This window comes from Desulfovibrio sp. TomC, from assembly GCF_000801335.2.
Taxonomy (GTDB): domain Bacteria; phylum Desulfobacterota; class Desulfovibrionia; order Desulfovibrionales; family Desulfovibrionaceae; genus Solidesulfovibrio.
Genome location: NZ_JSEH01000002.1, coordinates 246,825 through 266,232, shown reverse-complemented (window position 1 = coordinate 266,232; position 19,408 = coordinate 246,825). Strand labels below are relative to the sequence as shown.

The 19,408-nt window shown below is 62.4% G+C and carries 18 protein-coding genes; 7 read left to right on the top strand and 11 right to left on the bottom strand.

The annotated features are described in order from the left end of the window. Positions 1–110: 110 nt before the first annotated feature. Positions 111–851: an SDR family oxidoreductase gene (locus tag NY78_RS02860; protein ID WP_053062121.1), complete on the bottom strand. Its 741-nt coding sequence runs from the start codon at positions 849–851 to the stop codon at positions 111–113. 281 nt (positions 852–1,132) lie between these two features. On the opposite strand from NY78_RS02860, the gene NY78_RS02855 reads away from it, so the two are divergent. Together NY78_RS02855 and NY78_RS02850 are read left to right on the top strand one after the other, a co-directional pair. Continuing rightward, positions 1,133–2,089 (top strand): serine/threonine protein kinase, encoded by a 957-nt coding sequence (locus NY78_RS02855; RefSeq protein WP_043631383.1) that lies wholly within the window; start codon positions 1,133–1,135, stop codon positions 2,087–2,089. 15 nt (positions 2,090–2,104) lie between these two features. Continuing rightward, positions 2,105–2,593 (top strand): universal stress protein, encoded by a 489-nt coding sequence (locus NY78_RS02850; RefSeq protein WP_043631380.1) that lies wholly within the window; start codon positions 2,105–2,107, stop codon positions 2,591–2,593. Between the two features lie 39 nt (positions 2,594–2,632). Here NY78_RS02850 and NY78_RS02845 read toward each other — a convergent pair whose 3' ends face one another. The 5 genes from NY78_RS02845 to NY78_RS02825 form a co-directional block, all read right to left on the bottom strand. After that, positions 2,633–3,880 carry an alginate lyase family protein gene (locus tag NY78_RS02845; RefSeq protein ID WP_053062120.1) on the bottom strand — a complete coding sequence of 416 codons (1,248 nt, stop codon included), beginning with the start codon at positions 3,878–3,880 and terminating at the stop codon, positions 2,633–2,635. A gap of 2 nt (positions 3,881–3,882) precedes the next feature. Then, a complete protein-coding gene (gene pdxA / locus NY78_RS02840) occupies positions 3,883–4,926 on the bottom strand; it encodes a 4-hydroxythreonine-4-phosphate dehydrogenase PdxA (protein WP_047959992.1) in 1,044 nt (347 codons plus the stop codon). Between the two features lie 178 nt (positions 4,927–5,104). Beyond that, complete coding sequence (glgB, locus tag NY78_RS02835) at positions 5,105–7,033, bottom strand: 1,4-alpha-glucan branching protein GlgB (RefSeq protein WP_043631378.1); 1,929 nt, start codon at positions 7,031–7,033, stop codon at positions 5,105–5,107. 215 nt (positions 7,034–7,248) lie between these two features. After that, on the bottom strand, positions 7,249–8,706 hold the full coding sequence (gene glgA / locus NY78_RS02830; protein ID WP_043631376.1) for a glycogen synthase GlgA: 1,458 nt from the start codon (positions 8,704–8,706) through the stop codon (positions 7,249–7,251). 153 nt (positions 8,707–8,859) lie between these two features. Further along, entirely contained in the window at positions 8,860–9,327 is a 468-nt protein-coding gene (locus tag NY78_RS02825) for an NUDIX domain-containing protein (RefSeq protein ID WP_043631374.1), read from the bottom strand. A 126-nt stretch (positions 9,328–9,453) separates the two neighbouring features. Between NY78_RS02825 and NY78_RS02820 the strand changes: the two genes are divergently transcribed. Then, positions 9,454–10,386, top strand: a complete 933-nt coding sequence (locus NY78_RS02820) for a glycosyltransferase family 9 protein (RefSeq protein ID WP_043631373.1) — start codon at positions 9,454–9,456, stop codon at positions 10,384–10,386. A gap of 368 nt (positions 10,387–10,754) precedes the next feature. Further along, on the top strand, positions 10,755–11,573 hold the full coding sequence (locus NY78_RS02815; protein WP_197084195.1) for a DUF2157 domain-containing protein: 819 nt from the start codon (positions 10,755–10,757) through the stop codon (positions 11,571–11,573). 74 nt (positions 11,574–11,647) lie between these two features. Here the strand turns inward: NY78_RS02815 and NY78_RS02810 are convergent, their stop codons facing one another. After that, positions 11,648–12,286, bottom strand: coding sequence for an L-threonylcarbamoyladenylate synthase (locus NY78_RS02810; protein ID WP_043631368.1), 639 nt, complete (start codon positions 12,284–12,286; stop codon positions 11,648–11,650). A 124-nt stretch (positions 12,287–12,410) separates the two neighbouring features. Between NY78_RS02810 and NY78_RS02805 the strand changes: the two genes are divergently transcribed. After that, entirely contained in the window at positions 12,411–14,087 is a 1,677-nt protein-coding gene (locus NY78_RS02805) for a glycosyltransferase family 2 protein (protein ID WP_043631365.1), read from the top strand. Positions 14,088–14,214: 127 nt separating this feature from the next. Here the strand turns inward: NY78_RS02805 and NY78_RS02800 are convergent, their stop codons facing one another. Genes NY78_RS02800 through NY78_RS02785 form a run of 4 tightly spaced genes read right to left on the bottom strand, consistent with a single transcriptional unit; the run spans position 14,215 to position 17,901 of the window. Beyond that, complete coding sequence (locus NY78_RS02800; RefSeq protein ID WP_043631362.1) at positions 14,215–15,357, bottom strand: ABC transporter permease; 1,143 nt, start codon at positions 15,355–15,357, stop codon at positions 14,215–14,217. Beyond that, positions 15,357–16,274 carry an ABC transporter ATP-binding protein gene (locus NY78_RS02795; RefSeq protein ID WP_043631359.1) on the bottom strand — a complete coding sequence of 306 codons (918 nt, stop codon included), beginning with the start codon at positions 16,272–16,274 and terminating at the stop codon, positions 15,357–15,359. Before NY78_RS02795 ends, NY78_RS02800 begins: the two co-directional genes overlap by 1 nt. Further along, positions 16,271–17,254: an HlyD family secretion protein gene (locus tag NY78_RS02790; RefSeq protein WP_043631357.1), complete on the bottom strand. Its 984-nt coding sequence runs from the start codon at positions 17,252–17,254 to the stop codon at positions 16,271–16,273. The genes NY78_RS02795 and NY78_RS02790 overlap by 4 nt, the downstream gene beginning before the upstream one ends. Then, the gene (locus NY78_RS02785; RefSeq protein WP_047959991.1) at positions 17,251–17,901 is read right to left on the bottom strand and encodes a TetR/AcrR family transcriptional regulator; all 651 of its coding nucleotides are present in this window, start codon (positions 17,899–17,901) and stop codon (positions 17,251–17,253) included. Before NY78_RS02785 ends, NY78_RS02790 begins: the two co-directional genes overlap by 4 nt. 160 nt (positions 17,902–18,061) lie before the next feature. Between NY78_RS02785 and NY78_RS02780 the strand changes: the two genes are divergently transcribed. After that, a complete protein-coding gene (locus NY78_RS02780) occupies positions 18,062–18,871 on the top strand; it encodes an MlaE family ABC transporter permease (protein WP_043631355.1) in 810 nt (269 codons plus the stop codon). 58 nt (positions 18,872–18,929) lie between these two features. Beyond that, positions 18,930–19,379 (top strand): outer membrane lipid asymmetry maintenance protein MlaD, encoded by a 450-nt coding sequence (gene mlaD, locus NY78_RS02775; protein ID WP_043631351.1) that lies wholly within the window; start codon positions 18,930–18,932, stop codon positions 19,377–19,379. The last annotated feature ends 29 nt before the right edge of the window (positions 19,380–19,408 follow it).

Genomic DNA, 19,408 nt, shown 5'->3' with positions numbered 1-19,408 from the left:
GTCGCGTCCTGGAAAAAGTGCACCTTTTTCCCCAGGATAATATGCTCATATAATTATTTTTATCAAAAATACTGACGTATTTTTGAGGGACGCAGCGACGAGCTCCGCCCCTAGACCATGCCCCCGTTGGCCCGGATGACCGCGCCGTTGATCCAGCCGCCTTCCGGCCCGACCAGAAAGGCCACCACCCCGGCGATGTCTTCAGGTGTTCCCAGGCGGCCCATGGGTGTGGCCTGGGCGATTTTTTCCACCATCTCCGGCGTCTTGCCGGTCAGAAAAAGCTCGGTGCCAACCGGCCCGGGAGCCAGGGCCGTCACAGCAATATCCCGGCCGCGCAGCTCCTTGGCAAAGATAGCGGTGATGGTCTCCATAGCTGCCTTGGTGCCGGCGTAGATGGAATAGCCCGCAGGAGCCAGACCGACCACGCTCGACGAAAAGTTGACGATGCGCCCGCCCTGGCGCAACTTCGACGCGGCCAGACGCAGCATGTTGAAGCTGCCGCGCAGATTGATCGACACCAACCGGTCAAAAAGCGCGTCGTCGGTGTCGGCCAAAGGAACCAATCCGGGCTGCATCACCCCGGCATTGTTGACGAGCACGTCCACCCCGCCAAACACTGCTTCGGCCGCCTCGTACAGTTTGGCGGCATCTCCGGAATCGGATACGTCGGCCCGGATGGCCACGCCGTGCCCGCCGGCAGCCACGATGTCTTTGACCACAGCCTGGGCCTTGGCCTCGCCAGCGACGTAATTGACGACCACAGCCAGCCCGTCGGCCGCCAGCCGCTTGGCAATGGCCGCGCCGATACCCCGGGACGCTCCCGTCACAATGGCAACCCGTTTCTGATCCATACTGTTTTCCACTCCTGGGTCCGACGCCGGCCGACACGTTTGTCAGCCCGGGCCGCAGTCGCCCCATGCGACAGGGACGCGGCCCGACTGCGTCTTCTTGCTTGCAGTGTAACACTGCCAAGGAATTGTCGACAAGTCCGGTCGCTGCGAAACGGGCCGGTCTGGCCGCAAATCCGGTATCCTTCTCCTTTTCCCCAGGCGTACCCCGGGGTTGGGCATTGCCGAAGCGTGGCAATTGGGGCAAAAGATATGGGAACTCCTTTTGCGATACGGAGGCATCCTTGGCCCCATCAGCCCGCGAACTGCTCACAAAGATGGCCCCGGATTTTCCGGCCCGCCACGTCGGCGACCTCTACACCGACACGACCGAGTTCATGCGTATCAGCCATGGCGACGTCATCGTCCTGAAAGATCGCCATTTTCTGGTCCTTCGCGACGAGGCCGAGCGCCGATTCGGCATGGAAGACCCCAAGTTCTGGGTCAAGCGCTGCCGCTGCCTGGAAACCGGGGAGCGCAACATCTTAAAGCTTGTCTTTCACGAAACATTCCCCATGACCATTGGCTCCATGGTGGTTACCTGCACCCGAAGCCCGCGCAAGGAGACCCGCATCCTCGATCTGGTCCACGGTGACAGCCGGTTCATGCAGGGGGTGACCATCTACGATACAGTGGGAAACCCGGTCCGCATTTTGGACGTCGTCTCAGGCAAACGCCTCGATGAAAAAATCGAAGCCCTGGAGATGCCCCACCGCGACTATTTCCATGAACTGTTCCCGGAAGTACTGGAACGCTTCATCGAGGCCTGCCAGGCAATACAGTGGCTCCATGACCGGGGCGAAAAACATGGCGACATCCGACGCGACCATCTCTACGTGCTCTACGACACCGGCCGTTATTGCTGGATCGATTTCGACTACACCTTTGATTTCCGGGAAAGTCCCTTTGGCCTCGATCTCTTCGGCTTGGGGAACATCATCCAATTTCTGGTCGGCATGGGACAGCACACCACCCAGGCTCTGACCCCAGCCAAGCGCGCCGAGATCAGCACTGACGACTGCTCCATCATGTTCCCCAATCGCATCGTCAATCTTCAAAAACTGTTTCCCTACATCCCGGACAGTCTCAATCGGATCCTGCTGCGATACTCCCTGGCTGCGGAGGTCTATTACGACACGACGCGGGAATTGATCGACGATCTGTCGCGCGTCCGCGATGCCCTGTCCAAGCCAATGCTTTGAGCAACCGGAGCAATCATGAACACGGATAAAATCCTCATTGCCTACGATGGTTCGGAGAATGCGCAACGTTCTGTCGCCTACACAGCCGCCATGGTCGGCTGCGACGGCGGACGACAGGTGGAGGTGGTGGCTATCGAGCGACCGCCGGACCGTGACCTGTTTGCCGACGACGCGGCCTGGAAAGCGGAATGCGCCAAGCGCATTGAGACCATGCAGGCTGCCTTGGTCCAGGCCCGGGACATGCTCGTTGCCGCCGGCGTAGCCGAGGCGGCAGTGACCACGCGCTTTGTGGAAAGTTGCCGCTCGCCGCTGCGTGACGCCCAGGAATGCAGCATCGGCACCAGCATTGCGCTGGAAATTCTGCGGCTGGCCACTGAAGGCGGCTTTGGCACGGTGGTGGTCGGCCGGCGAGGGGTGTCGAAGCAGGAGGAATTTCTGTTTGGCAGCGTCTCGACCAAGATCATCCACGCCGCCAAAGGGCTGGCCGTGTGGGTGGTGGCTTAAGCCGCCACCCACAGCCCGAAGACCGACACGGTCTTTGGATCAGTTGGCCGCAGCTGGAGGATAGAGCAGCCAGACCCGGCGCTTGGAAGCCTTTTCCCCGAACACTGCGGCCAGAGTCGCTTCATAGGCCGGGTTCGCATAGTGCCTGGCCGCCAGCCGCAGCACCAGGGCCATCCCCCGGGCATGGCCCACGGGCGCGATTTGTCTGTAAGGCCAGGGAGTCCGATCCCCAAGATAGGGTTCCAGGAAATCCAGGGCCTGCCGGGGAGTGCCCTGCTCCGGCCGTCCGGCCCGCCACAGGTCAAGTCCAAGGCGGTCGCCAAGAAGCATCAGGCGAAACAGCCCTTCCAGATTGCTCAAGCTATAGCTCAACGACCGGGTGCGGGCCAATTCCAACGGCTGGCTCCCATCCGCAGTGATCTGGACGGCCAGACGATCGGGAAAACGGGCCAAGGCGGTCCTGGCTGCATCGATCTGTCCGCAAAACAGGGCATAGGCCGCCGTCTGCACGTCATACCAGGTGCCGTGGTTATTTTTGGCGTCCCTGGCTTGTCGCCCTTCCGGGCTGTTCTGGAGCCATGCCAGATAGGCCGCGAACCAGGCCCGCAAGCCCTGCATGTCCCGTTCGCTCCAGGCGGGGGAACCGAGCAACAAGGTGGCGGCGTCGCACACGACCGGAAGCATGCGCGTATCGATGAGGCCAAACCCCGAACCCTGCGCCTTGCCCGGCACGACTTGGGCAAAACGCAGATGCGGGTGCATGGCCGTGGCCGGATCGAGAAAAAACGTCCGCAACAACAGGGCCGCCCGCTCGGCCAACGCCGTGCCCCCGGTATAAAAGTAGCCCAGCGACAAGGTGTCGACGGTCTCGATCAGATGTTCCAGCGCCGCAACGTCGCCTTCCCGGGACTGCGGGTTGACCTCGCCGTCACGCTGCACCGAAGGCTGGCCATCGGCCGTGGCCGGGTTGGGCCACCAATACGGGGGCTGGCTTTGGTAGTCATGGACATCACCGCTTGGCGGCAACGTCTTTTTATCGGCCACCGACCAAGGTCCCACTGCCATGGCCTCGCGGCACTCGTCGCGCAGGCGTTCAAGGGCCGGGGCAAGCCTGGCGTCCCCCGCCGCCACGGCGCTTCGCGCCTGGAGAAGGTCGGGCGCGGAGAGAAACAGCAAGGGCTGTTCGGCCGTGGCGGCAAAGAGTCCGGCCGCCCACAAAAGGACGACAACACTCAAGGCATACGCCGCCTTGAAAGACGACGAACCCAACGGATGTCGTCGCATCATGGTCATTTCCTGGGAGTTCTCGAACCGACCAGCCGTTTGGCCAGAAGCAAAGCTGCCTGCAAGCTGCTGACGGCCGCCTTGCCCGTACCGACCAGATCAAAGGCCGTGCCGTGGCCGACCGAGGTGCGCACAAAGGGCAGGCCCAGGGTCACGTTGACCGTGTCTTTGAAGTGGAGGAGCTTGAGCGGCGGCAGGCCCTGATCATGGTACATGGCCAGGACGGCGGAAAATTCGCCCTGGGCGGCCCGATAAAAAACCGTATCCGCCGGCAACGGCCCGACAGCCGAAACACCCTTGGCCACGGCCGCGGCCACGGCCGGGCGCACCACGTCCTCATCCTCGTGGCCGAGCAGTCCACCCTCACCGGCATGGGGATTTAAGCCGCACACGGCAATGGGCTTGTCGGCCACGCCCAGGCGTCGCACATAGTTCCAGGTGAGTTCCAGGCAACGGGTCACCCGGTCGTAGGTGACAAGGGACGGCACCCTGGCCAAGGGCGGATGGGTGGTGACGAGGCTCACCCGCAAAATCGGGCCGCACAGGTGCATGCACACGCCCTTTCGCCCTACGCCCGAGCGTTCGGCCAGAAATTCGGTGTGGCCCGGGAAGACGAAGCCGGCGGCATTGAGCGCTGCCTTGGACAGCGGCCCGGTGACCAGCCCCCAGTCGGGATGGGCGGCCAGGAGCGTCACGACGTATTCCAGGCTTTCCCCGGCGGCCAGCCCACCGGCCGGCGTTTCCTGCCCCGGGGTGACGGGCAGGCCGGCCAGACGCGGCGGTTCCAGCAGCCAGACGCCGGGCGCGGCTCCAGCCAAGGCTCCACCGTCTTCCAGGCGTGTCCAGAATGGGGCCAGCCCCAGGCGCTCACAATGCCACAGCAAGGCCGACTCCGGTCCGACCAGGGCAACGGGACGATCACAGGCGACGGCGTCCTGGCCGCCAAGGAGTCGGCAGGCCAGCTCCGGCCCCAGGCCGTTGGCATCGCCGAGGGTGAGCAGAATCGGGACAGCTCCGGCAGAGGCGGCGGCATTGGCAGACGCGGTCATAATACTCCATCTTTCTCTTGGGGTTGGGCTTCGCTTCCCAGGCGAGTCAACTCCCCGTCCCGGGTCTCCCCCCGAAACACTTGCCAACACCCGGCCCACCCTTATCAAGGGGGTCCGGGGGGATTATCCCCCCCGGTGGAGGAGGGTCTGGGAGGAGGCAACGCCTCCTCCCAGTCTTTTATCCTTCAGGCGTCAGGGCCACGGCGGCCAGGGGGGGGAGCGTCAGTGACAGGTAGTGGGGCCAGCCGCCGTAGGCAGCGGGCTGGGCCATGACGCCGCCGCCATTGCCGGCATTGGTGCCTCCGAAAAGGGCCGCGTCGGTATTGGCGATCTCTCGCCAGTAGCCGGGGATACGGCAGCCGACGGTATAGTTCTCGCGCACGATGGGGGTAAAGTTAAAGACCCACAGAATCGGGGCTCCGTCCGGGGATTTGCGCAAAAAGGTGATGACCGAGGCGGCGTAGTCCGACAGGTCCACCCATTCAAACCCGGTCCAGTCATTGTCCTTGGCGTGCATGGAGGGGTGCTCCTTGTGCACGCGGTTGAGCGCCCGCAGCAGTTCGGCCACGCCCTGATGGCTGGGAAACTCGGTCAGCACCCAATCAAGTTGTTCCCGGGAGTTCCACTCCTTCCACTGGCCGAATTCGCAGCCCATGAAAATAAGCTTCTTGCCGGGATGGGCCCACATGTAGGCCAGAAACAGCCGCAGATTGGCCATCTGCTGCCACTGGTCCCCGGGCATCTTGCTTATGAGCGAGCCTTTGCCGTGGGTGACCTCATCGTGGGACAGCGGCAAAATGAAATTCTCGTGAAAGGCGTAGAGCATGGAAAAGGTGAGCTGGTTTTGGTGATAGGCCCGGTAGATGGGGTCCTTGGCGAAGTAGTCGAGCGTGTCGTTCATCCAACCCATGTTCCACTTAAAGGTGAATCCCAGGCCCCCGGTGTAGACCGGCCGGGAGACGCCGGGCCAGGAGGTGGATTCTTCGGCGATCATGGACGCGCCGGGGAAATGCTCGTGGACGACGCCGTTTAATTCGCGCAACAGTTCAATGGCCCCGATATTCTCCTTGCCGCCGTACTTATTGGGAATCCACTGGCCCTCCTCCCGCGAATAATCGAGGTAGAGCATACTGGCCACGGCGTCGATGCGAAGCCCGTCCACATGGAATTCCTTAAACCAATACAGGGCATTGGCCAGCAGGAAATTTTTGACCTCGTGGCGGTCGTAATTAAAGACATAGGTGCCCCAGTCCGGATGCTCGCCCTGGCGGGGGTCTTCATGTTCAAAAAGACCTGTGCCGTCAAAGCGGCCAAGCCCCCAGGCATCCTTGGGGAAATGGGCCGGCACCCAGTCGAGGATGACGCCGATGCCGTTTTGGTGGCAGACGTCGATCAGATAGCGCAGGTCTTCCGGGCTGCCGAAGCGGGAGGTCGGGGCGAAATAATGGCCGGTCTGGTAGCCCCAGGATTCGTCGAGGGGATGCTCGGCCAGGGGCATGAATTCGATATGGGTAAAGCCCAGGTCGTGCACATAGGGCACCAGGGTTTCGGCCAGATCGCGGTAGGAATAAAACGAGCCGTACTCCTCGCTTTTCCAGCGCCAGGATCCGGGGTGGACCTCGTAGATGGAAATGGCGTCATTAAGCGGCAGGCCTTTTTCCCGACGCATGGCCATCCAGGCCTCGTCCTGCCAGACATAGCCGTCGAGGTCCCAGGCCCGGGCGGCGATGCCGGGACGCATCTCCGTGCACAGGGCGAAGGGATCGGCTTTGAGCACGGTTTCGCCGTGCTTCTGTTTGACGGCGAACTTGTAGAGCCAGCCTTTTTCAAACCCCGGGATGAATCCGGCCCAAATGCCCGAAGCGGCCACGGGATACAGGGCATGACGACCCGGGGTCCAGTCGTTTTGATCGCAGACGACCGAGATCGCTTGGGCGTTGGGCGCCCAGACAGCGAACCGATAGCCCACCCCGTCAGGACCGTTATGGCCATGAGCGCCCAGCACCCGATACAGGTCCCAGTGCTTGCCCTGGCCAAACAGAAAAATATCCAATTCGCCGAGGGCAACAGGCAGGCACGGCAGTATGGACGCAGCGGATGTGGGCATGGGGACTCCTTTGGGCCGCGCGAGCGGCAATGCCGTCATGGGTCGGCGACGGCGTCGAACCGTAGACAACCGGCGTCGTTCGCGCCGGGAGACGGAAGAGGGGCGCGCCTCGTGTCACGTATAAGAAACGCCGTTATCCTTGTTGGCGTGACAGTAGATCGGAATCATAACAGGTGTTCGCAACAAAACAGCACTGTTTTGTTGGGAACGCGATATTAGATGTCCGCCCCAAGTTCCCGGTAGAGATTGATATAGTTCTTGGCCGCTTTTTCCCAGGAATAATCCGCCCGCATGGCCCGCACCACCATGGTCCGCCACGCTTCGGGCTGGTTCCACATCTCCAGAGCATCGAGGATGGCCCGATAAAACAGTTCCGGGTCGGTGTCGGAAAAGGTGAACCCGGTGGCTTCCGGATCAGGCCAGGGCACGATGGTGTCGCGCAGGCCGCCAACAGCCGTGGCCACAGGCGGTGTGCCGAAACGCAGGGCGTACATCTGGGTCAGCCCGCACGGTTCGTAGCGGGACGGCATGAGAAAGATATCGGAACCGGCCTGGATGCGGTGGGCCAAGTCTTCGGTATAACCGATGCGCACGGCCAGCTGGCCGGGATAATTTTCCATCATGTCGAGCAGCACGGCCTCGTAATCGAGGCTGCCCTCGCCAAGGACCACGACGGCTGCGTCCTTGGCCATGATGCGGCCCATGATGTCGATCAGCAGATCGATGCCTTTCTGGTCGCGGATGCGGCCGATAAAGCCCAGGATGGGCCGCTTGAGGAACCGGCGGTCCAAGCCCAGTTCAGCCACGAGGTTGCGCTTGCAGATGTCCTTGCCGGACAGATCGTCGGGGCTGTAGGTGCTTGGCAGATGGCGGTCGTTTATCGGATCCCAGACGGTGTAGTCAGCGCCGTTTAAAATGCCGCGCAGTTGCGGAGCCCGCTTGGTCAGGATGCCTTCCAGGCCGCAGCCGAACTGCGGATAGAGGATTTCCAGGGCATAGGTGGGACTGACCGTGGTGATGATGTCGGAATAGGCAATGCCGGCCTTGAGCAGGTTGAAATCGCCCCAGAACTCCGCACCGTCCATGCCCCAGGCTTCCTTGGGCAGGCCTGAATCAAAAAACAGACGAGAAGCGAACCGGCCTTGGAAGGCCAAGTTGTGAATGGTCATCACCGTCTTGGTGTTGCGCCAAAACGGGGCAGCCGGGCGCAGGAAGTGCAGATAGGCCGGCACCAGGGCGGCCTGCCAGTCGTGGGCGTGGACAATGGCCGGCGCGCCGTCGAGGCGGCTGGCCCAGGCCATGGTGGCCCGACAGAAGAACAGAAAACGTTCGCAGTTGTCGAAATAATCGCCGTCATGGGTATTGTAATAAAAACGGCGGTCGAAATATTCACCGCGCTGGACGAAATAGACCGGCACGTCATCGCAGGTGGCCGTGTAGATGTCGGCGGTGATCGGAGCCCAGGGATAGCCGACGCGGCACTTGGAATAGATCAGGCGCAGCTGGTGGTCGCCGTGGTTGAGACGGCCGTAGTATGGGGCAATCAGGGCGACGTTGACGCCCTGGCGTTTGAGTTCCTTGGGCAATGCCCCCATGACGTCTCCCAGACCGCCGGTCTTGGAGAAGGGATACATTTCCGAAGCAACGAAGAGGACCTTGTGATGAAACTTCATCGCACTCCTCGGCATGGCCGGTTGCAATCCGCGACAACGGGACAGCGCCCCTTGATCGCGTATCGTGTCGAGCATCCTTGCGCCGCGTACACGGCGACCCGGTCCGGTCTTTCAGGAAACCGCCGCCGGCGCAAGGCTGTAAAGCCCTATCCGTTATCGCTCCCGCGGTTTGATCCGCTTTAAAAGCATGGCGTAATCGTTGAGTATGCGTGCATGGTCAAAACACAGCGGCTCCGGCCACTTCCCGACAGGGAAAACGTCCACGCCCTTGGCGTCGTCGCCGGCGGCCAGTTCGTCGGGGTCCAGGGCCTGGGCGATGTAGACGACGCTTAACGTATGCTGGCGCGGGTCCCGGGACGGATCGGAATAAACGCCAAGCAGGGCAGTCAATTCCACGGTCAGCCCGGTCTCTTCCTTGGCCTCGCGGATGGCCGCCGCCTCGGCCGCTTCGCCGTAGTCGACAAAGCCGCCGGGCAAGGCCCAGCCGTAGGGTTCATTGAGACGCTCGACCAGGACCACGCCGCGTCCGGGCAGATGGATCAGCGTATCCACCGTGGGCACGGGGTTGCGATAGTGGACAATGGGGTGGCCGCACTGGGGACAGGGTTTGACGAGGGCCATGGCGCAGACTCCGTAAAGGATACTGGAGGCTTATCCCCGGGTTGCACACGATGCCCAACCCTTTTCGGGAAGTTGTCTCAACCAATTATAAAGAATCGTCTTTTTCCATTAGGAAGAGTACGCGAAATGAAAACCCCTGACAAGATCGTTTTGGAACATGCCGGAGCCCTTGGAGATTTTTTATTGGCCTGGCCTGCTTTCCTGTCCATCAGCCGGCAATTTCCCGGAGTTCCCGCCTATTTCGCCGTGCGACCGTCCCTGGCCCGGTTTCTTTCGCCCCTGGCTTCCCCCTGCCCGCCCGACATCCGACGGGGGCTTGACGCCCGGTTTCACGACAACGGCTGGCCGGATGCCCTCAAAAACGTGCTGGTGGTGCGCCCAGGCTTGGCCATTCGGCCGGAAATGACTGATAGCCCGGATTTCGTGTTTTTGCACGGCGTCGTCCCGGGCCGCTGGGATTCGCCCCGCGACCTCTACCGGCAGGGACTCGCCCGACGCGGGATTGCTTTTGCCGAGGACTGGCGCGAAACTTTTCAGGTGTTATTCGGTCGCAGTAGGCCGATTGGCGACACGGTGCTGCTTTTTCCGGGGGCTGGCCATACCGACAAGTGCTGGGCCATGGACCACTTTGAAGCGTTGGCCGGCCTCATTGCAACATATGGCTGCAAGCCCGTGTTTGTCCTGGGGCCGGCGGAACTGGAACGCTGCGTGGCCCCGAAGACTGGCGAGACGCTTTCGCCGCCAAGCACGGAAGCGCTCTCGCAGGCCCTCTGTGCCGCGCGCTGTGTCGTCGGCCCGGATTGCGGCCCCCTGCATCTGGCCGGGATGCACGGCGTCCCTGGCGTGGCGATTTTCGGGCCGACCGCGCCGGATCAATGGGGACCGGACGGGCTGGCCGTGGTCACGGCCGGACTGCCCTGCTCGCCGTGCACCGGCATGACCTCCGGGGAATTTGCCGCCAACTGCCTGCGCCCACTGTCGTGTCTGACCGGCGTCAGCATTGCGGCGGTCTGGGAGCGGGTGCAGGATCTGCTGTCGCGAAGCCCGGCAAGGCGTTAAGCGGAGAAATAAAAAACCCTGGCAGAGGACACGGTAACCAACTAGAATTTGGATACGACGTTAAAGCGCACTTATTACATCCACTCTTTAAAGAGCTCTTTGACAGATACGCCGACATATTTAGAAAACGAGTGTGAGGATGCGACATGCATGTCAACAAACTGGAAGCGTCTATAATACGCAGGGCAATTGCTGACTGGAAACAAAACGAACAACTTGACGATAAAACAGCACAACGGCTAAATGACAGCATTCAGATAATATCATTTGACTGGCAGACTCTCGGCAAGTATTCATTTTTGATTTCAATCACCTGCATAATTATCGCTGTTGTTTCGATCAGTCATGACAAATTTCTGCGAGAGCTCTTGCATATCCTTTTCGATTCCCCGCCGTTGCTCAAATGCACCGGTATGGTCACGATAGCCGGAAGCATTTTTGGTTTCGGCCTGAGGAGGCGGCGCAAGCACCCGGAAAAAAGTTTCAGCAACGAAGCAATATTCTTTCTCGGGGTCCTGGCCGTGGCCGGGGCCGTGTATTTTCTCGGTTTGGCGCTTGATACAGGAAACGGCCACTTCTCCCTGCTTATCTTACTGTCCTGCATCACCTACGGCGTGTTGGGCTACTGCTTCCGGTCGAGGTTAATCTGGCTGTTCGCCCTGCTTTCCCTGGGGGGCTGGCTCGGGGCCGAAACCGGCTATGTGTCGGGCTGGGGCGCGTACTATCTGGGCATGAACTATCCGCTGCGTTTTACGCTCTTTGGCGGGCTGCTCACCGCTGCGGCCCTGGCTTTGCAAAGTCAGGAAAAGCTGCGGCCGTTTCAACACACCACCATGGTCATGGGCTTGCTCTATCTGTTTATCGCCCTGTGGATACTGTCCATCTTCGGCAATCACGGGGATGAAACAACTTGGGAGCAGGTCAAGCAGATCGAGCTGTTTCATTGGTCCTTACTGTTCGCCATTGCCTCCGGCTGGGCCATCTATTACGGTCTGCGTCACGACAACGCCACGGTCAAGGGATTCGGCCTGACCTTTCTGCTGCTGAACTGCTACACGCGGTTTTTCGAATACTTCTGGGATTCCACCAACAAGGTTATTTTCTTCGTCTTGCTGGCGGCCAGCTTCTGGGGCCTGGGCCATGTGGCGGAAAAATTGTGGCGCATTGGGGAAAAAAAGGAAGCCTAGGCATGTCTTCTCACCCCCGGCTGTCCATGCCCCTTCCTGGGGCCTGTGGCCAGGGGAGGTCGCGGCCAGACGTCTTACCCGTAGATGAGCTGATACCCCGCCTCAAGAAGCGTCGCTGCCGCCACCGCGCCCTGGCGAAAAATCTGTAGCCGCCCCCGGCCAAGCAACCCCGCCACGGTCGAGGCCGGGCCGCCGGCCGGGGGAGGGCCTTGGGTCACCAGGGCATCCGCCGCGTCCACCACGGCCGGCTCAAGGTCGTCCGGCACGGCCGCCGGCGCGCCGCCGCTGACATTGGCGCTGGTGGCGACCAGCGCCCCGCCGGCCAGCCGGCACAGGGCCGCCGCCGTTTCATGCGGGGTAAAGCGTACCGACACCCGCCCCAGCCCGTCCTTGACCAGCCCGGGCAGACTCTCCCGGCAGGGCACCACCAGCGACAGCGGCCCGGGCCAGAATCGGGCGGCCAGAGCGGTGAAATCCCTCCCGAGCGGACCGTCAACAAAACCGTCCGGCAACACGGCGGCAAACTGGGCCATGTCGCCGACCAGAAGCGGCAGCGGCTTGGCCGCCGGGCGGGCCTTGATGGCCACGATGCGGGCCAGGGCGGCCGCATCGGTTGCCAACGCTCCCAGGGCGAAATAGGTTTCCGTCGGATAGATGACGCAGCCGCCGCCGCGCACAATCATGGCCGCCTGGGCCGGAGAACTCGCCTGCATGATGGTGCCGCCCTGGATGGTGACGGTCTCCGGCTCGCCGGGACCGGAATTGGACTTGGCCCGAAGGACCGGGTAATTGCGACAGGCAACCTAGCACCATCGCCTTCAAGGGAAAAGGACCGCCATGCCTATCGATCCGCACCGCATCGCCATCCCCCCCCTGCCGCAACCTGGCCCGCAGTTTCTGGCCGGCATCGTAAACGCCCTGCCGATCTGGGCGTTGACCTCCCAGCAACCCGAACTGCGCCGCTCCCTGGCCGGTCTGCTCCTGGCCCAGGGACCGAACCAGCCGGATTTCGCCGCTGCCGCCAAGGGGCTCCTCGCCTACGGCTGCCAGTTCGACCCCTTTGACGCGCCAAGTCTGGCCCTGCTGGCCCGGACCCAGGCCGAAGCCCCGTTCCTGCCGCCCCGGGCCGCCGGCATGGCCGGTCTGCTGGCCGGCCTGCCCAACCTGGACAACGACGACATCTCCTTTGAAGCCATCCGGGCCAGCGGCGACGACGAGCTGTTGGCCCGCTATCTGGAAGTGTCCGCCCGGGATCGTGCCGCCGGACTTGCCCGGCTGGCTCCGGCCTTTGGCGCCCTGTGCCGGCTGCCCGACGCCGAGCAGGCCGAAGGGCTGCTGGCCGCCTTTGCCCCCCTCCTGCCGCCGCCGCTTTTCGCCCGGCTTACTGCCGAATTCGCCGTGCTGCGCCTACCGCCCCAGGTCGCCCTGGACCGCCTGGCTACTCTGGATACCGAGATATGGGGCCTGTTTGCCGCTGTGGCCGCCTCGCACTGTCTGGACCGCCTGGGCGACCGGGGCGGGGCGCTGGCCGCCTGTCTGGCTGCCCGGCGCGCCCTGCCCTGCCACGTCAATCTCACCTTGCGGGCCTTCGAGTTGGCCAGACCGGTGTCCGCCCCGCTCCCGGCCAAGGCCGGCGAGGCGGCCGTGTGCCTCTATTCACTGAACAAGGCCGAACTCTTTCACGATTGTCTGCAGCATCTGGCCCAGACCGATCTCGGCGAGGCGATTATCGCCGTGCTGGACAACGGTTCCACCGACGCCACCCCGGACATGCTGGCCGGGATGGCCGGCCGCTTCCCGGCCGACCGGTTTGTCAGCGTCCGCCTGCCGGTCAACATCGGCGCTCCCGGGGCCAGGAACTGGCTGCTGGCCCTACCCGAAGTGGTTGCCTGCCGCCATGTCGCCTTCCTCGACGACGACGCCTTCCCGGAAACCGACTGGCTCTCCCGACTGCTGGCCACCGCCCGGGACTATCCCGCCAGCGGGGCTGTCGGCTGCGCCATCACCGACATGGACGCCCCGCGCGACCACCAGTCCGCCGACTTCAACCTCTTCCCCCCGGACATGGGCCAGCCCTCCATGGCCGAGGTCAAGGAACGCCTGTTTGTCTGCGAACCCTGCCGGGGTGCGCCCGACCTGAGCCTTTTCGCCTACGCCCGGCCCTGCCTGTCCGTGTCCGGCTGCTGTCACCTGCTCTCGCGCCAAGCTCTTGAAAAGGCCGGCCCCTTCGACATCCGGTTCAATCCCACCCAGTTTGACGACCTCGAACGCGACATCCGCTCCTTTCTGGCCGGCTATCCCTGCGTCTACGACGGCACCGTGCGCGTAGCCCACAAACAAGGGTCCAGTTTGGCCAAAGCCCAGACGCAGGCCCAGGTAAGCCAGGTGCTCGGCAACAAGATCAAGCTGGAATACGCCGTGTCCGACGCCGACGCCGACCGCCTGTGGCGCGAAAATCTGGCCCTGATCGGCCGCGATCTGCTGGAAAAGGCCAACGTGGTGGATGGATTGTGAGAGGAGAGAGAAGACTGGGGCGCTGGCCCAGGCCCCGCCGGGGGGATCATCCCCCCAGCCCCCCGGAAGGGGACAAGGGGGAGGCAAAGGGCTGCTTTCTGCACCAGACATACCCGCCCTTCTCCCTTCAATCAAGCGTCTGGCGATAGCGCTTGACCCCAACACCCAGCGAGACCAGGAGAAAAAGGCAGATGGGCAGCAGATGGGGCACGATGTCGGCAAAGGTGTTGCCCTTGAGCACAATGCCGCGCACCACCCGCAAAAAATGGGTCAGCGGCAGCACCGAACCGATCCACTGCGCCCACTCTGGCATCCCCTGAAAGGGAAACATGAAGCCGGACAGCAGAATCGACGGCAAAAAGAAGAAAAACGACATCTGCACGGCCTGCAACTGATTCTGGGCAATAGTGGAAAAGGTGATGCCAACGCCCAGATTGGCCGCGATAAACGGAAACGACACCAGAAAGAGCAGCGGCAGGCTGCCGACGAACGGCACCTGAAAGATCACCTTGGCCGCGACAATGATAAGCCCCATCTGGATGTAGCCCACCACGATATAGGGCAGCATCTTCCCGAGCAGCACTTCCACCGGCCGCACCGGCGTAATGAGCAGATTTTCCATGGTGCCGCGTTCGCGTTCGCGGGTGATGGCAAGCGAAGTGATGATGACCAGGGTCATGGTCAGCACCACGCCCATGAGGCCGGGAACGATGTTGTACTGAGTGACGGCTTCTGGATTGTAGCGGGCATGCAGGCGCAGGGTCACCGGGCCATCGGTTGCCCGCAGCGGCAGCAAGGGGCCGGTCAGATCCCGGTTGAAGGCATCGGTTGCGGCTTGTCGGATGGCGGCCACGGCGTTGGAAGTGGCCGATGGGTCGGTGGCGTCGGCTTCAAGCAGCACTACCGGACGCTCGCCGCGCACCAGATCGCGGCCGAAATTCTGGGGAATGGTCAGGACAAACTGGATGCGCCCCAGACGCAACAGTTCGTCCGCCTCGGCTTCCGTGCTGATCGCCTTGGTGAACTTGAAATAATCGCTGTTTTTCATGGCCGTGGCCATGTCCCGGGAAAAAGCCGTGCGATCGTTGTCCAGGATGGCGGTGGGCAGGTTTTTGGGGTCGGAGTTGATGGCAAAGCCAAAGAGAATGAGTTGGAGCAGCGGGATGCCGACCATCATGGCAAAGGTCACCCGGTCCCGACGCATCTGGGTGAATTCCTTGGACACCATGGCTGCAAACCGGGCCGGCGACAGACCAAAGACACGCACCATCACACCACCGCCTTGCGCATGAGGCTGATAAACACCTCTTCGAGGTTGGAGGGGATCTGCCGCAGCGTCAGCGGCTCCGCGCCGTAGGGAGCGAGGCTTTGGGCCAGGGCGTCGGCGTCGCGGCCGCTGACGTGCAGGGTGACGCCAAAGGCCACCACCTGCTCGACCCCGGGCAGGACGCGAATCGCGTCCATGATGCCGTAGAGTTGCGGCCCGGCGATTTCGTAAGTGATCAGGCGCTCGGCCGCCACGATCTCCTGGACCGTGCCCGTGGCCAGGAGATGGCCGTAGGCAATATACGCCAGGCGGTGGCAGCGCTCGGCCTCGTCCATATAATGCGTGGAAATAAGGGCGGTGATCCCCTCGCCGGCCAGCTTGTGGACCTCGTCCCAGAAATCGCGCCGGGCCATGGGATCGACGCCGGCGGTTGGTTCGTCCAGCAGCAAGAGCTTCGGCTCGTGGATCATGCAGGCGGACAAGGCCAGACGCTGCTTCCAGCCGCCGGACAACGTGCCGGCCAGCTGGTCGCGGAACCGCCCCAGGTTCATACGCCCGATGGTGCGGTCAACCGCGGCTGCGCGGTTGCCGACTGCGTACATGCGGGCAATGAAATCGAGATTTTCCCGCACCGTCATGTCCTCGTAGAGGGAAAATTTCTGGGACATGTAGCCGACATGGGGTTTGATCAGCTCGGCTTGGGTGCGCACGTCAAAACCCAGGCAGGCGCCATGGCCGTCATCCGGGCGCAACAGTCCGCACAGCATCCGGATAAAGGTGGTCTTGCCCGAGCCGTTGGGACCGAGAAAACCGTAGATTTCCCCCTTGGCCACCCGCATGTCCAAATGGTCCACCACGGTCTTGCGGCCGAACACCTTGGTCAGGCCGACGACGTCGATGACCGGGGCCTCAGGCGTCACTTTCCGCCTCCGCTGCCGACCGCGCCCAAAGACACGTCGATGGGCTGGCCCGGATGCATCCGGGCGGCGTCGGCCGGGGCAAAGGCGGCCTCGACCATAATGACCAGTTTTTCCCGAAAATTCTGGCTGTAGATGACCGGCGGGGTGTACTCCACCTTGGGCGCGATATACGTGACCGTGGCCGCCATCGGGCCGTTGCCGCCGTCATAGGCGACCTGGATGGCGCTGCCCACGGCCAATGCGCCGGCCACGGCTTCGGGCACGAAAAACCGAGCCTTGACGTTTTGCTCGGGGAGAAGCACCACCACCGGACTCCCGGCCGCCACCCATTCGCCCTGATAATGCACGACATCGTAGACCAGCCCGGCTACCCCGGCCGCCTGGGTCATCTGGTCGAGGTTCCATTGCGCCTGCCCGACAGTCGCCCGGGCGGCCTCAACGGCGTCGGCTGCCGCCTTGATCTGGTCAATACGGCTCGGCAATCGTCCGGTGGCCAGCTTGGCTTCCAACTCCTTGACCTGATGCTTGTCCTTGGCGTTGGTGGTGCGGGACGTATCCAGTTCTTCCTTGGCAATGGTGGCCGAGGCGTAGAGCTTGACCCGGCGTTCATACTCCAGGCGCGACAGTTCATGGGCGGCCTCGGCCCGGCGCAGTTCAGCCAGGATCTGGTCGATCTCGTCAGGACGCAGCCCTTTCTTGCGGTCATCAAGGATGGCCTCGGCCTGCCGGAGGTCCGCCTCGGCCAGGGCCAAGCCCTTCGCCTCAAAGCCATGTTCCAGGGCATAGAGGGACTGCCCGATCGTGACGCGCTCCCCGCGCGAAACCAGCAGTTGATCCAGGCGTCCGGCCAGTTTGCCGGCCACATAGACGAACTCGCCCTCAATATATCCCTGGTAGGTTGTCGGTGCAGGCTTGGTGCAGCCCGTAACAACGCCGGCCAGCAGCCACAGAAGCGGGAGCAACAGGGGAAACTGTCTCATGCGCCGTCTCCAAGCAGAAGGTTGCCGCTGTCGGCCGCAGACAAGCCGCGCCCCACGACCTGGGCCAGAAATGCCGCCATATCGGCCAAAGGCATATCCACACGCATTCCCAGACCCCGGCCTTCCTCGGCAAAACGCAGGCGTAGCGGCTCGGACAGGGAATAGACAATCAGCGACCCGACCAGGGTGAGATGGACAAACACCGGTTCGGCCGGGACAAGCAGTCCTGCCGCCTGCCCCCGGGCCAGAATGCCCCGGGTCACGGCAAAAATGCGGCGAAACTCGGCCAGAGCCGCCGCCGGCATATTGGCCGCGCCCGAGGCCATCTCCATGGCCATGATCCGGGGCAACATGGGCAGACGGGAAAACAGATCAGCCAGGGCGGCCGTCAGAGCGGCCAAGTCTTCGCCAGGTGAAGCCCCGGGTGCGGCGGCCTGCTCCAGGGTGCCGGCCACCTGGCCGAAAAGGCGCAACAGCACGGCCTCGTAGAGCTTTTCCTTGGGGCCGACATGGTAATAGAGCCCTGCCTTGTTGACGCCGGCCTTCCGGGCGATGGCCTCAACCTTGGCTCCGGCATAGCCCTGCCGGCCGAATGCTTCGGTTGCGGCATCAAGAATGCGGGTCAGGACATCGGGGGCTTCGGCCATTGGAATCTCCGGTTTGACTATTCGGTTTAAACAAATGGTTAAACCGTTCCGTTACAGGCGTCAACTCCCGACCCTGCCGCCCTGCTTCCCATTTGCCTTAAAGAAGTGTAACCCGATTTTCGGCCGGCCCGTGAAAGACCAATTGCCGAGCCTGGATGCGATGACACATACCGCCCTTTCCCTACTGTGCTCCCCATTTGCCGCTCTCGGCCGCGTCGTTTTGGCCTTTGTGGCCGAGCTTGGCGGTCTGGCCATTTTCCTGGCTCAGGGCCTGTGGCGCATTGTGGTCCCGGCCCCGTCGTGGACCAAGATCATGCAGCAGGTCTATTTCATCGGGGTCAAATCCATCTTCGTCATCGGGCTGATCGGGTTGTTCACCGGCATGGTGCTCGGCCTGCAAGGCTATTATACCCTGGTCAAATTCGGCAGCGAGGGCCTGCTTGGCGCGGCCGTGGCCCTGTCCATCATCCGTGAGCTCGGCCCGGTGCTGACCGCCATCATGATCACCGGCCGGGCCGGCTCATCCATGGCCGCAGAACTTGGCATCATGCGCATTTCCGAGCAGATCGACGCCCTCACCACCATGGACATCAACCCCATGCGGTTCCTGGTGGCCCCGCGCCTGGCTGCGGCGCTGATCTGCTTTCCCTTGCTGACCGCCCTTTTCGACGTGGTCGGCATCTTGGGCGGCTATGTCAGCGGCTGTGTGCTGCTTGGCATCAACCCCGGCGTGTATTTCGACCGCATCGACGCCACGGTGGTCCTGGCCGATGTGACCGGCGGATTTGTCAAGTCCCTGGTCTTTGCCCTGCTCGTGGCAGCCATCTGCTGCTACGAAGGCTATTTCACCCACACCCGCCAGGGCGGGTTCGGGGCCAAGGGCGTCAGCTTGGCCACCACCTCCGCCGTGGTTCTGTCCTGTGTGGTCATTCTGGTCTCAGATTATATCCTGACCTCGTTTTTGTTGTAACGGAGAAGGCGGCTGACGTGTTGCATGTTGCGCGGGTTCGCCGTAAAAGGCTTGTCGTATGAAAAAGTACGCGATGGAAACGTCGGTTGGCATCTTTGTCCTGGCAGGCCTTTTGTGTGTTGCCTACCTAACTGTCAAACTCGGCAAACTCGAAGTCATCGGCGGGGACGGCTACCGGGTCACGGCCAGATTCAAAGATGTCACAGGCCTTAAAAGCGGCGCCTATGTGGAGATGGCGGGCGTACGCATCGGCCGGGTGTCCTCTATTGGCCTTGATCCCAAGGACAACAGCGCCCTGGTGGCCCTGACTCTGGACAAGGACGTACACCTGACCGACGACGCCATTGCCTCAATTAAAACCAGCGGATTGATCGGTGACAAGTTCGTCAAGATTTCCCCTGGCGGGTCAGACGATCCGCTCAAGCCCGGCGGTATGATCGTCGAAACGGAATCATCGGTTGATCTGGGCGACCTCATTGGCAAATATGTTTTTGGCGGGGTAAAATAGCCGAACGAGCGGCCCCCGGACCCTTACCT